The sequence below is a fragment of the Pseudomonas sp. B21-059 genome (assembly GCF_026016285.1).
GTDB classification, from domain to species: Bacteria; Pseudomonadota; Gammaproteobacteria; order Pseudomonadales; family Pseudomonadaceae; genus Aquipseudomonas; species Aquipseudomonas danubii.
The window spans coordinates 335,731-347,534 of record NZ_CP087201.1 but is presented as its reverse complement, the minus strand read 5'-3'; the positions used below and the strand labels follow the sequence as shown (position 1 = coordinate 347,534).

Annotated in this window: 12 protein-coding genes and 1 tRNA gene; 5 read left to right on the top strand and 8 right to left on the bottom strand. The window is 60.8% G+C overall.

Annotation, left to right across the window (positions count from 1 at the left end):
• Positions 1-33 precede the first annotated feature (33 nt).
• Positions 34-381: a hypothetical protein gene (locus LOY69_RS01595; protein ID WP_265074055.1), complete on the bottom strand. Its 348-nt coding sequence runs from the start codon at positions 379-381 to the stop codon at positions 34-36.
• Between the two features lie 255 nt (positions 382-636).
• Here LOY69_RS01595 and LOY69_RS01590 point away from each other — a divergent pair.
• The 3 genes from LOY69_RS01590 to LOY69_RS01580 all read left to right on the top strand — a co-directional run bounded on the left by LOY69_RS01590 (position 637) and on the right by LOY69_RS01580 (position 2,685).
• Positions 637-712: transfer RNA gene (locus LOY69_RS01590), tRNA-Thr, on the top strand.
• 424 nt (positions 713-1,136) lie between these two features.
• On the top strand, positions 1,137-1,523 hold the full coding sequence (locus LOY69_RS01585; RefSeq protein WP_110595342.1) for a c-type cytochrome: 387 nt from the start codon (positions 1,137-1,139) through the stop codon (positions 1,521-1,523).
• Between the two features lie 31 nt (positions 1,524-1,554).
• The gene (locus LOY69_RS01580) at positions 1,555-2,685 is read left to right on the top strand and encodes a lysozyme inhibitor LprI family protein (RefSeq protein ID WP_170002019.1); all 1,131 of its coding nucleotides are present in this window, start codon (positions 1,555-1,557) and stop codon (positions 2,683-2,685) included.
• Between the two features lie 70 nt (positions 2,686-2,755).
• Here LOY69_RS01580 and LOY69_RS01575 read toward each other — a convergent pair whose 3' ends face one another.
• A complete protein-coding gene (locus LOY69_RS01575; RefSeq protein ID WP_265074054.1) occupies positions 2,756-3,451 on the bottom strand; it encodes a tetratricopeptide repeat protein in 696 nt (231 codons plus the stop codon).
• Between the two features lie 5 nt (positions 3,452-3,456).
• Entirely contained in the window at positions 3,457-4,218 is a 762-nt protein-coding gene (locus tag LOY69_RS01570) for a hypothetical protein (protein ID WP_265074053.1), read from the bottom strand.
• A gap of 39 nt (positions 4,219-4,257) precedes the next feature.
• Here LOY69_RS01570 and LOY69_RS01565 point away from each other — a divergent pair, with 39 nt between their 5' ends.
• Positions 4,258-5,106, top strand: a complete 849-nt coding sequence (locus LOY69_RS01565) for a hypothetical protein (protein WP_102882159.1) — start codon at positions 4,258-4,260, stop codon at positions 5,104-5,106.
• A gap of 80 nt (positions 5,107-5,186) precedes the next feature.
• Here LOY69_RS01565 and LOY69_RS01560 read toward each other — a convergent pair whose 3' ends face one another.
• From LOY69_RS01560 to LOY69_RS01550, 3 genes are all read right to left on the bottom strand, one after another.
• Positions 5,187-6,470 (bottom strand): OprD family porin, encoded by a 1,284-nt coding sequence (locus LOY69_RS01560; RefSeq protein WP_102882160.1) that lies wholly within the window; start codon positions 6,468-6,470, stop codon positions 5,187-5,189.
• 240 nt (positions 6,471-6,710) lie between these two features.
• Positions 6,711-7,100, bottom strand: a complete 390-nt coding sequence (locus LOY69_RS01555; RefSeq protein ID WP_060842195.1) for a nuclear transport factor 2 family protein — start codon at positions 7,098-7,100, stop codon at positions 6,711-6,713.
• 27 nt (positions 7,101-7,127) lie between these two features.
• Complete coding sequence (locus tag LOY69_RS01550) at positions 7,128-7,823, bottom strand: DsbA family protein (protein ID WP_265074052.1); 696 nt, start codon at positions 7,821-7,823, stop codon at positions 7,128-7,130.
• Between the two features lie 262 nt (positions 7,824-8,085).
• Here LOY69_RS01550 and LOY69_RS01545 point away from each other — a divergent pair, with 262 nt between their 5' ends.
• Complete coding sequence (locus LOY69_RS01545) at positions 8,086-10,185, top strand: TonB-dependent receptor (RefSeq protein ID WP_213664568.1); 2,100 nt, start codon at positions 8,086-8,088, stop codon at positions 10,183-10,185.
• A 59-nt stretch (positions 10,186-10,244) separates the two neighbouring features.
• Here LOY69_RS01545 and LOY69_RS01540 read toward each other — a convergent pair whose 3' ends face one another.
• Positions 10,245-10,445 (bottom strand): hypothetical protein, encoded by a 201-nt coding sequence (locus tag LOY69_RS01540; RefSeq protein WP_102862685.1) that lies wholly within the window; start codon positions 10,443-10,445, stop codon positions 10,245-10,247.
• Positions 10,446-10,692: 247 nt separating this feature from the next.
• Entirely contained in the window at positions 10,693-11,799 is a 1,107-nt protein-coding gene (gene aguA / locus LOY69_RS01535) for an agmatine deiminase (protein ID WP_102862684.1), read from the bottom strand.
• Positions 11,800-11,804: the final 5 nt, after the last annotated feature.

Genomic DNA, 11,804 nt, shown 5'->3' with positions numbered 1-11,804 from the left:
CTCCCTGGCCGGCTAACCCCCGGCCAGGGACACTCACTGACCGGGGCAACGCCGCTCCGCTGGAGGCCTGGACGGGACCGCCAGCGGCAGGGTTGCCCCCACGTAGGACGGCAGCTTCGGCGCGAAACGCGGCAGCATGTCGATCTGCCTTGGCGGCAGTGGAAACTGCGGATAGTTGATGTTCGCCTGTTGATCGCTGCCGAAGCGCCCGGCCTTGGCCAAGCGCTTGCTGTCACCCTGGCAACCGGCATAGACCTCACCGCGCACCTCGCCATTGGTGATCACCCGCAACTGCGCCGTCGGCACACCCAGGGGCGGCTCCGAATAAGGCTCCACCGACTTGACGCTACAGGCGCCGAGCAACGACAGCAGCGCCAGCAAGGGAATATTTCCAGGTTTCGTGACTGATCTTTCCTTTGTCTGAAGCGGTATGAGCGGCTGAGCAGGCTATCGGCCGAGTGGGGGCCGTCTGCACTGAATCATCGGCTATCCGCCGATGATTCAAAGCCTCCTCGCGCTCGAGCCCCAGAGTGCCTGGGAACGCTAGGTATAGAGCCCGCATAGGCCCACGCAAAAATAGTCAGATTTCAGGGGTTTACAGAACCCCGCCAATCGCTATAATCGTCGCCCTAACACGCCGGTATAGCTCAGTTGGTAGAGCAACTGACTTGTAATCAGTAGGTCCCGGGTTCGACTCCTGGTGCCGGCACCATACAAAACAAAGCCCCTGCAGAAATGCAGGGGCTTTGTTGTTTCCGTACTTCCGAAAAGCCTCACGTCATGTCGTGAGAGCGTCCACAAATTGTCCACACCTACGCTTTCGCTTCCTGGCCTGCACATTTTTCTTGAGCGTCTCGTCATGCACTCAAAAGCCTGCTTTCTTGTGAACGTTGTCTGCTCATTCACCAGAAACGCAGATTTTGCCGACACATAAAGCCACTGCCCTCCTGCGCCTTCGATCACTCATAAAATTTCGCATCGCATCGCTAAGGCAGAGCCGTGGCTGACCAACAGCACGTATCGAAATCGAGCTGAAGCACTGTTACCGAAACCAATGAATTGGATCACCGCAACATCCCCAAATCACCGCACTTCATGCTCCAATACCCGCCGTTCCCGTTGTACACAGGCCGCCCATGAAGCCCATTTCCCTATCGATCCTGACCCTGTTGCTCCACTCCCTGCTGTTCAGCGCTCCGGCCCTGGCCGGCGATGCCGAAGCCGGTGGCAAGCTGTTCAAGCGCTTGTGCAGCGGCTGCCACAATATCGGGCCTTCGGTGCGCAGTTCGTTCGGGCCGCAGCTCAACGGCATCATCGACCGGCCAGCAGGCAGTGCCACGGACTATCAATACTCAACGGCCATGAAGTCGTCGGGCATCGTCTGGACCCGGGACAAACTCATCCAGTACCTGGAAGACCCAAAAGCCGTGGTGCCCGGTACGCGGATGATTTTCTGGGGGCTGAGCGATGAAGAAAAAATCGATAATCTGCTGGCCTATCTGCAGACCTTCCCTTCCCCCTGATTCAAGCTCGTTTGCCTACAAGGATGTTTTGATGAAGTTTCCTCTGCTGTCGCTTGCCGCCACGGGCCTGGCCCTGGCTGTATTCATGCCCCAGTTGCAGGCCGCCGGTTTCGACTGCGCCAAGGCCTCTACCCGGGTGGAGAAAACCGTCTGCGATACGCCGACCCTGTCCGCCAAGGACGATGAGTTGAACCGCCGCTATAAGGAGCTCAAGCACCTGCAGGTGTTTCGCTTGTTGCAAACCCAGTGGCTGCGGGAAGTACGCGACACCTGCATCGACAGCGACTGCCTGGAGTCGGCCTATCGGGCCCAGGTGAAAATGCTCACGCTGTTGCCGATCCCTCCGGCTCCCGGCAAAGGCGAGCTGCTGCCAATGGACCCCACCCGTCAGTACCGCCTGCAGGACCCTGATGACTGGCAGCGTTTCACCCTGGCCAAGTTCACCGCCGCTCCAGCGCAAGGCGATCAGCAGATCGTCGACGCCCAGGTGCTGGATGGCGTGCTGCATGTGGTGCTGTTCGTCGGTCAGTACCAGAGGGGGCGGGAAGGCTATGTCGGCACCCTCTACGAATATGCCGATGACCAGCCCGGCCTGCATCCCATTGCCCGGGATATCGGCTTTGTCGGCTGGGCCTCTCCGGGGTCCAACGATCAGGGCCAGCGCTTCGCCGGCATCGTCGACGGGGTGTTTTACTACCGCCAGCGCAGCGGCGGCGAACTGCAGCAAGGCATGCGCTATCGCCTGGGCTCGCGCAGTGCTCCCGAAGCCAGCCAGCAGCTGTTCCAGTCGCTCTCCAACACCCTGCGCCATGCCCGGGCGCGGGTCGGCCAGGATCTGAATCAGGAGAACTACAGCCTGTCCCTGGACTACGACCGGCAGAGCAACAACACCTACTCCGAGAACGTCACCGAGCACAATGAGGTCGAAGCCGGCTGGAGCATCGTCAATCCCACCTGGAGCGAAACCCGCCCGGTGATGTACTTCGATAACGAAGGGCCGCGGGCCTGTATCTGGCGGGTCGACGTGCAGCACAAGGTGCTGTCCAAGATCGTCCCGGAGCATGAGGCGATTTCAGCCCGTCCTGTGGACATCCATGGACGCGAGGCGGTGGTGTACCTGGAAGGCGATCAGCTGAAGTTCGCGATCAATCCGGATGACTGACGGGCAAGGTTGCTGAACAAAAAGGCTCGCCATACGGCGAGCCTTTTTCATTGCGTCGGCAAGGCTCTGCTCAGGGCAGGCTGATCTTGTATTCGGCCAGTTTGGCCTGGTGCTGCGGTTCGACGTACTTCTGGTCCACCCGCTTGGCGAACTGGGTAAAGTCGGCGCGGGCATCGTCGGTCAGGCCCAGTTTTTCGTAGGCCAAACCCCGGTGGTAGAAGGCCCAGGCGTAGTCCGGCTGCTTCAGCAGGCCGGCGCTGTAGGCTTCAGCCGCCTCACGGTATTGGCCCAGGTCGTAGAGGGTCTGGCCCAGGTGGTAGTAGGTCGGCATGTTGAAGCCGGTGCCCTTGCCCGCCTCGCCCAGGTTGGCGTCGAGGTTGGACTGCACCAGTTCCAGGGCCTTTTGCGGGTTGCCCGACTCACGATAAAGACGGCTCAGGTCCAGCACCGCACGGGCATCGGGTTTGGGGCCCAGCTCGATGGATTTTTCCTTGGCGCTGATGGCTTCCGGGTAACGCTTGAAGCTGGCGTAGGCGTCGGACTTCAGCCAGTACACCAGGCTCTGCATCGGCTTGGACAGTTGGTTTTTCGACAGGCACAGGTCGGCCTCTTGCAGCACCACATCGAACTTCTCGGCCTTGGAGGCCTGGCCCACCAGGCGGCAATGGGCGTAGTTGATCTGGTCCTGGCTCTGCAGGCTGGCGCAGCCGGTGACAGCCAGAATGCACAGCAGCAGGATCGACCCGCGAACAGATAATGAAGGCATGTTTTTCAATCCAGCAGGTGAGCGTTGAGGTCAGGGCGATAGACCTGCAGCAGTGGCGCGGTAACCGTGCCCTGCAGGCTGCAGAAGATCGTGGTGCGACCTGAGATCGGCGCGCTGGCGATGCCTTTGTCGATGCTCAATACCCGCTCGACGAAACCGAACGGCGTGGCCACGCCGCCGCCGACCAGACCTTCGGTGCGCCAGCTGTCGATAGGGTCGCCCACCCGGCGGATCTCCACCCGGACCATGGCGCTGCGGTCTGCCTTCAGGCGGTGGTTGTCCACCAGCAGAGGTTTGAGCGCTGCGGCCACTTCACGGGGCTCACCCTCGGCAATAAACCCCCAGAACAGCAGGTTACCCACCGATTTCAGCGACTGGGCCTCGTTGTAGTAACCCACCAGGCGCACGCCGTTGACCAGCAGCGGCTGTTCGAACGCCTGGTAGCGTCCGCCTTCCTGCAAGGGGTTCAGGACCTTGGGCGCACTCACCGCGCCGTACTTGGCCACGGTCAAGGTCGCGGCCGGCAGTTGGGCGGTGTTCAGGCTCTGGAAAAACTGCGCATCGCAGCGTGAGAACTGGCTGAGCAACTGCACGGATGCAGTCGCTGGCTGGCCGAGGGCGATGCTGGCGACGCTCAGCAGGCACAGGCCGGATAACAGGGTACGGAACATCGAAATCATCCGTGACAGGAAGGAGCCGCGGACTGTAGCAAGATTGATATCGACCAACCACTCGCCGAAAATCCCGGTGCCCCGTGACCAGGCCATTCATGGCCAGACCTCCCTGCCCCCAAGGACCACCCGCAGATGGAACTGTCAGAAAGACTACTGAAAATCCTCAAGAACAACCCCAGCTGGATCGGGCGGGTGTATGAGTCATTCATCATTTCGGCGATCAAGGACTTCGAGCGCAACAATCCGCCGGCCCATAGCCCTGACTTTAAGCCAGAGACCAACCGTAGGCCTTACGGTTACCTGCACAACAAGCTGTTCGACCCGGTCAGCGAAGACAATGGCGAAAGCGATGTGGCGGATATTTACTTTGGCTATCCGCAACCGCTCCTGGATTCGTGCAAGGTCACTACTGACCCCCTGAACGAAGACAAAGACTGGTTCTGCCGAACCACCTGGAACGGCTGGGCGGTGGAGGTCAAAACCAAGCTCGTCGACAAGACAGAGCGACCTCTTCGTCACCTGGCCTATGCCAACAAACTGAAAACCGCGCTGCCGGTGTCTCCCAAGGCAGCCTGGATGCAGACCCGCAATGGCAAGGAATTAAGCAGTAATCAGCTCAAACGACGCTGGGCAGACCTCTACGTTTATATCCTCTACCAACTCGACGACGGTATTCCGGACTTCACGGGCGCTACCGGCACCTACATCATGGTGATCCCGACCTTCATCTTGAATGAAGCCTTGAAAGACACTGGCGAAAACGCGGAAACCATACAGCTCAACAAGCTCATGAAGGTTCTGGCCCCTCACCACCTGCGCTACTTCACCTACCTGACGGAACACATTCCAGGGAAAATGCTCCAGCTCGCCAGTGAACATTGGCAAGAAATGTTTGCCTACAAGCGCGAAGGCGACGCCTTGAAAAGACAGTGGTACGAAAACATCCACCTGCCCTCTCTGGCAAAACCCCGCAAGCGATAACCGAACATGAAAAAGCCCCGAACCAGTCGGGGCTTTTTTGCACGACAACCACCCAGAGTCAGGTGGTGATCAAACGCTCATCAGAACACGTTGATCGGGTAGTCGACGAACACACGCAGTTCGTTGCCACCTTTGTTGTACTCATACGACTTCTGCGACACACGCAGAACCGAGCTGCGCACTTTGACGCTCAGGTCCTTGGCCGGGCCGCTCTGCACCACGTACTTGAGCTGGTTGAAGATTTCTCGCTCGCTGCCACCCGTGCTGTTGACGGTGGTGATGTTGTCGCCACGCACGTAGGCCACGTTGTAGGTCAGGCCCGGTACGCCGAAGGCGCCGAAATCCAGACCGTAGCCCAGTTGCCAGCTGCGTTCGTCTTCCGCGTTGAAGTCGGACCAGTAGGAGTTGGCCAGGTAGATGGTGTTGCCGCCATCACCCACATAGCCGGACTTCTGATAACCGCCATAGGCGTAGCCCAGGTGGCTGTCGCCGGTGCTGCGCTGATGGGCGACGGTGAACGAGTGCGGGCCAGTGGCGAAGGTCGCCGCCAGGCTCCAGATCTTGTTGTCCTGGCCGCCGGCGTTGAGGTCCTTGGCGAAGGATTTGTCCAGCTTGGTGCGGTAACCGTTGAAGTCCAGGGTCAGGGACTGATCGGTGGCCAGTGGGAACACGTAGTTCAGGTTCACGTATTGTTTCTTCAGCACGTCTTCGACGTCGGAAGCGTACAGCGCGCCCTTGAACTGTTCGGTGAACTGGTAGCTACCGCCCAATACGTTGATCGACTTCAGACCACCGCTGTCACGGCCTTCGGCGCTCTTGCGCGATTCGGCGGTGAAGTGACCGGCGTTCAGCTCCAGGCCCTTGATCTCCTTGGAGGTGATCAGGGTGCCGGTGTAGCTTTCCGGCAGCAGACGCGAGCTGTCGTAGTTGAGTACCGGCAGGGCCGGCATCTGGTCACCGTAGGTCAGCACAGTGTTGGACAGGCGGAACTTGACCGCCGCACCGAACTTGCTCAAGTCATCGGCGGCGTTGCCGCTGTCGCCTTGCTTGAAGAAGTCGATACCGCCAGCGCCGCTGCGGCCCTTGCCGCCGTCCAGGCGCAGTGCGTACAGGCCGAAGGCGTCAACGCCCACGCCCACGGTGCCCTGGGTGAAACCCGAGGAGAAGGTGCCGATGGCAGCCTGGCCCCACTCGGCCTTGTCCTTGTTACCGTCTTTGTAGTCACGGTTGATGTAGGCGTTGCGCAGCAGCACTTTCAGGCTGCTGTCTTCGACGAAGCCCTTGGCATCGGCCTGGCCGTCGGCCATGGCCTGTGTAGCGCTCAAAATCCCCAGTGCAATCAAGCAGATCCGCTGTTTCGACATTTTATTTTCCTTATTACGGTTTGATGACGCGCTGTGAGCTCTTTCGGCTATGGCGTTTGAACGCTCTTCTACCGTCGAAACAAAAAAGCCCGACCGCGGGTGATCGCGGCGGGCCTTTTATTATTCTTAAATATGGCTCTTGGCCACAGGCGTTGGGGGCGAATCCTATCTGCGCCCTGAACAACGTGTCAATTTCGTGAATCGTCTTTGAATAGCTGAAAATGTTCTAAGAACTGCGGGCTAGAGCATTGCCAGCTGCACGCTATGGCTGTCGACGAATTGTTCGAAGTGGGTGACTTTGCCGTTTTTGAGGGTCCACAAATGGGCCACTCGCACATCGATCGGCTTGCCCGAGGCCTTGTAGATGCCTTGGTAGTTGCCATAGGCGAACACCTTGTCGCCCTGGGCCACATAGTTTTCCACCTTGAAGGTGAAGTCCTGCCATTCCGAGCCCAGGCGCTTGAAAACATGCTCCAGCACCGCCTCGAAACCGACGTAGGTGCCGGCATAGGGAAAGCCCGCCGCTTCGGTCCAACGCGCATCCGGGGCCAGGGCCGCAGCGGTGTTGCGCGCATTTTCCTGGGAGTTGGCACCTTCATAGGTGCTTTTGATCAACGCTAGGTTATCCATGGGTGACTCCACGCAGGTCAGGTGAGATCAAAGCGCACAACCGTCCAGGCCACAGGCCTGGAGCGCGCCATGTTGAGGGTCGCTACTGGCCCCCTGGGAAGCCTTCAGCCACTGCGCGAAGGCCTCGGGCTTGCCCAGCCAGGGGCTGATGTCGAGCAACTGATAGCGACCGTCCCGCTCCAGCGCCAGGGTTGGGAAACCCTGGCCGCCAACTTTGGCCAGCAGCGCCCGGCTGCTCTTTATATGCTCGTCCAGCTCAAGGGCCACCGCCTGATCGTAGGCGACGGCGAACGGTTGTGGAGCAAACCCCAGGGTCTGCGCCAGTTCCAGCAGGACGTCGCGATCGGCAATCCGCCGGCCCTCCAGGTAATGAGCCGTCTGCAGGCGCCCCAGCAATTCCAGTCCACGACCGCCCAGGGCCTCGGCGGCCAATACAGCGGCGATCGGCGGTGCCGAGTCGAACACTGCCGTGTGGTCACGCAATAGACCCTCGAAATAGGCCTCGCCAAAAGGTTGCCCTGTGTACTCGGCAATGCGTCGGTCATGGGGCATGACGTAATCACGCAACTGCGGCGACACCGGCTGGCGGTTGCGACCGGTCATCATGCCACCGGCATGGGCCACCACCGGCACCACTGCCTGGGCAGCCTGGACCAGTGGCTTGGCGCCATAGCACCAACCGCACAGCGGGTCATAAATGTAGTGAAGGGTGGCCGAGGACATAAGGGACTCCAACAGGATCTTGAGCATTCGATGGCCCGCAGACTATGCCCCGCACGCCAGGGGAAAAACCTCGAAATGGCTTTTAGTCTGTTGCTGTATCCGGTCGAATCAGTCTGTTTAGCCTGTGTATGCGGGCAGATACGGCGCCGACATAATTAGAAACAATAGTGCAAAGGAACTTTTAGCGAATAATTAACATAAGTAAATAGCACGCATTATCATTCGCACCCCTTGACTCACCTTCCTTTCGGATGCGCTTCAGATGCCTGCCCATTTCCGCCTTACGCCCCTGTCACTGGGACTCTGCACCCTGCTGACCGCCGGTTTTGCCTGTGCTGCCAGCACCACCCTGCCAACGACCTCCATCAGCGCCGAAGCCGAGGCCGACCCCGACGATCCCCGGGTCAAGGAAGTCAGCACCGCGACCCGCACCGCCACCGCCGCGCGCTATGTGCCCCAGGCCATCGACACGATCAAGACCGCCAACGTCCTGGACTACGGCCACAACGATCTGGGCAGCGCCCTGAGCGGCATTCCCAACGTCAGCAGCGGCTCCGACACCCGCTTCGACAGCCTGCGGATTCGGGGTTTCGATGCCAGCAACGACTTCTACCTGGACGGCATCCGCGACGACAGCCAGTACGTGCGCGACCTGCACAACATCGAGCGCATCGAAGTGCTCAAGGGCCCGGCGGCCGTGCTCTACGGCCGTGGCAGCCAGGGTGGCATCGTCAACCGGGTGAGCAAGCTGCCGGAGTTCGGCCGCCGCTCCAGCGTCGAAGTCCAGGGCGGCAGCCAGGACCTGCGCAGCCTGTACGCCGACCTCAGTGCCGATCCGACGGAGAACCTCAGCCTGCGCCTGAACCTGGGCAATCAGGACCAGAACAGTTTCCGCGACGGCGTCAGTGGCAATCGCCAGCTGTTCGCACCGTCCATGAGCTGGCAACTGACCCCGGAGCTGAACTGGCTGGTGCAGTACGAATACAGCCGCTACAACCGCACCCCGGACCGCGGCATCACCAGCCTCAACGGACGCCCGGCGAACGTCGGTCGGGAAACCACCTACGGCGACCACCGCGACTACATCGACGACAAATCCCAGTCCTTGCGCTCCAAGCTGACCTACGAGCTCAACGACAGCTGGCAACTGCGCCACACCCTGGCCGTGTTCAAGCTCGACAGCGACTTCGACAACACCTACCAGACCGGCTACAACGCCAACACCGGCAAAGTGCAGCGCCAGCGCTGGCAGCAGGATCTGAAGACGCGCAACATCTACAACAACACCGAACTCGAAGGCCGCTTCGACACCTTTGGCCTGGAACACCGCCTGCTCACCGGCATCGAGATCGGCAGCCAGCGCCGCGACCCGATCCTCTACAACCCTGCCACCACAGGCCCCGGCAGCCAGGACGTGCCCGCCGTCGACCTGTACAACCCCAACCCATACCAGAGCCATACCGGGCGCATGCAAGTCTGGAGCAACAACCACACCGAGGTCGAAAGCCGGGCGCTCTACGTGCAGGACCAACTGCGCCTGAACGATCAATGGCAATTGCTCGCCGGCCTGCGCTACGACAACTTCGATGTCGAGACCACCAATCGCAAGAACGGCGTCTCCGACAGCCGTGACAGCCACAGCGTCAGCCCGCGCCTGGGGGTAGTCTGGACGCCGCTGGAGCACCACTCGTTCTATGCCTCGTGGAGCAAGTCGTTCTCGCCGGTGGGCGGCGGCCTGATCGGTATCACCCCGAATGCCACCGGCAACGGCAACGACCTGAGTCCGGAGCTGACGCGGCAGAAGGAAGTCGGGGTCAAGAGCGACTGGCTGGGCGAGCGCCTGAGCACCACCCTGGCGGTGTATGAGCTGGAGCTCTACAACCGTCGCACCCGCGATCTGCGGGACCCCAGTATCACCTTGCTCACCGGCCTGCAACGCTCCCGGGGTATCGAGTTGACTGCCAACGGCAAGCTCGTCGGCAACTGGTACCTGCGCGGCGGCATCGGCCTGCAGGACGCGGTGGTGGTCAAGGACAACAACGGTTTCGAAGACAAGCGCGTGAACAACGTGGCCAAGCGCAACGGCAGCCTGTTCATCACCTGGAAACCGGAACTGGGCTGGTACGCCGAGACCGGCCTGACCCTGGTGGGCGACCGCTACGCCGATGGCGCCAACACCGTGGTGCTGCCGGGCTACGGCCGTTGGGACGCCCTGGCCGGCTACCGGCACAAGGACTGGGACGTGCGCGCGGCGCTGAACAACATCGCTGACCGCGAGTACTACAGCTCCGCCACCAGTGCCTTCCAGATCCAGCCGGGGGAGCCCCGTAGCCTAGTGGTCACTGGCAACTACCGCTTCTAAACGACCGGCCAAAAAAAAGCGCTGCCATCCCGGCAGCGCTTTTTACAATCCGTCGTTTTCTATCCTTTCACCACATCCCACAGTGCCTGCAGTTCCGCCTCGCTGAGCAATCCAGCGGGGTAACGCTCAACGATGATCCGGCGCGGATCAGGTTCCCTGATCTGACGCGTTCCATTGGACTTCAACCATTGCGCCAGAACCTGCAGCGACTCGTTATTCATTGCCAAGGGATGGGGTGCCCGCTCGCTGACCATATTCATTCCAGCGCTCTCTCCTGGTATCTGAGCGGCCTAACTTATCCAAGGTTTATGACAGAACAACAAAAGTTCCACCTGTCTCAGAATCACCACGAAGCAGATACAAGAGCTATGCCAAAGTGCCAGGTGGCTCGACGTACGGCCATGAAAAAGCCCGCAACCCATCTGGGCTGCGGGCTTGCTGAAAAGCACCAGGTGCGGAATCGGTCCGACGCCGTCAAACAGGCAACACCATCTGTTACAACGGCACTCAAATTCGCTGCGGCGCGGGCTGCTGTTGGGTAAGGCAATGGATATTGCCGCCACCCAGTAACAGTTCGCGCCCCGGCACCATCACCACTTCATGCTCGGGAAACAATTCCTGGAGGATGGCCTTGGCCGGTGCATCCATCGGGTCGTCAAAACTCGGCGCAATGATCCCGCCGTTGACGATCAGGAAGTTCACGTAGGAACCCGCCAGGCGCACGGAGGGATTACGCTCCTGGCTGCCTTGCACGGCATCGACACCGGCGCATTCCTCTTCGGTGGCATACAAGGGACCGGGAATCGGCATCTTGTGCACCTTGAAAGTGCGGCCCTTGGCGTCGCGGGTGTTTTCCAGCACCTGCATGGCCGCTCGGCAGCGGGGGTAGTTCGGGTCCTGGGGATCGTCGGTCCAGGCCAGCAGCACTTCGCCCGGGCGCACGTAGCAGCAGAAGTTATCCACATGGCCGTCGGTTTCGTCGTTGTACAAGCCATCCGGCAGCCAGACGATCTGCTCCACCGCCAGGTGCTCGCGCAATACCGCCTCGATCTGCTCACGGGACAGATGCGGGTTGCGGTTGTGATTGAGCAAGCATTCCTCGGTGGTGATCAGCGTGCCTTCGCCGTCGACGTGAATCGAACCGCCCTCGAGCACGAAGCCTTCGGTGCGGTACTCCTGGCAACGCTCGATCTCCAGCACCTTGCTGGCCACCTGCTCGTCACGGTTCCACGGCGCATAGAGGCCGCCTTCGAAGCCGCCCCAGGCGTTGAAGCCCCAGTGCACACCACGCACTTCGCCGCTGTGGTTGATGACGAAAGTCGGACCGGTGTCGCGGACCCAGGCGTCGTCGCTGGACATCTCCACCACGCGGATGTTGGGTACGTCCAGGCGCGCCCGGGCGTTTTCATACTGGCCCGCGGAGACGGCCACGGTCACCGGTTCGAAGCGGGCAATGGCCTTGGCCACCGCCGCGTGGGCGGCCTGGGCCGGCTTGCCGCCCAGGCGCCAGTTGTCCGGACGCTCGGGCCAGATCATCCAGGTCTGGGTCTGGGTCGCCCATTCGGCCGGCATGTAGAAACCGTCGGCGCGCGGCGTGCTGTGCAAAGTGCTCATAGTGT

Coding starts and splice junctions, on each gene's coding strand:
- LOY69_RS01585 (WP_110595342.1), top strand. CDS start 1,137: ATGAAGCCCATTTCCCTATCGATCCTGACCCTGTTGCTCCACTCCCTG.
- LOY69_RS01580 (WP_170002019.1), top strand. CDS start 1,555: ATGAAGTTTCCTCTGCTGTCGCTTGCCGCCACGGGCCTGGCCCTGGCT.
- LOY69_RS01575 (WP_265074054.1), bottom strand. CDS start 3,451: ATGCCTTCATTATCTGTTCGCGGGTCGATCCTGCTGCTGTGCATTCTG.
- LOY69_RS01570 (WP_265074053.1), bottom strand. CDS start 4,218: ATGGCCTGGTCACGGGGCACCGGGATTTTCGGCGAGTGGTTGGTCGAT.
- LOY69_RS01565 (WP_102882159.1), top strand. CDS start 4,258: ATGGAACTGTCAGAAAGACTACTGAAAATCCTCAAGAACAACCCCAGC.
- LOY69_RS01560 (WP_102882160.1), bottom strand. CDS start 6,470: ATGTCGAAACAGCGGATCTGCTTGATTGCACTGGGGATTTTGAGCGCT.
- LOY69_RS01555 (WP_060842195.1), bottom strand. CDS start 7,100: ATGGATAACCTAGCGTTGATCAAAAGCACCTATGAAGGTGCCAACTCC.
- LOY69_RS01550 (WP_265074052.1), bottom strand. CDS start 7,823: ATGTCCTCGGCCACCCTTCACTACATTTATGACCCGCTGTGCGGTTGG.
- LOY69_RS01545 (WP_213664568.1), top strand. CDS start 8,086: ATGCCTGCCCATTTCCGCCTTACGCCCCTGTCACTGGGACTCTGCACC.
- LOY69_RS01540 (WP_102862685.1), bottom strand. CDS start 10,445: ATGAATATGGTCAGCGAGCGGGCACCCCATCCCTTGGCAATGAATAAC.
- aguA (WP_102862684.1), bottom strand. CDS start 11,799: ATGAGCACTTTGCACAGCACGCCGCGCGCCGACGGTTTCTACATGCCG.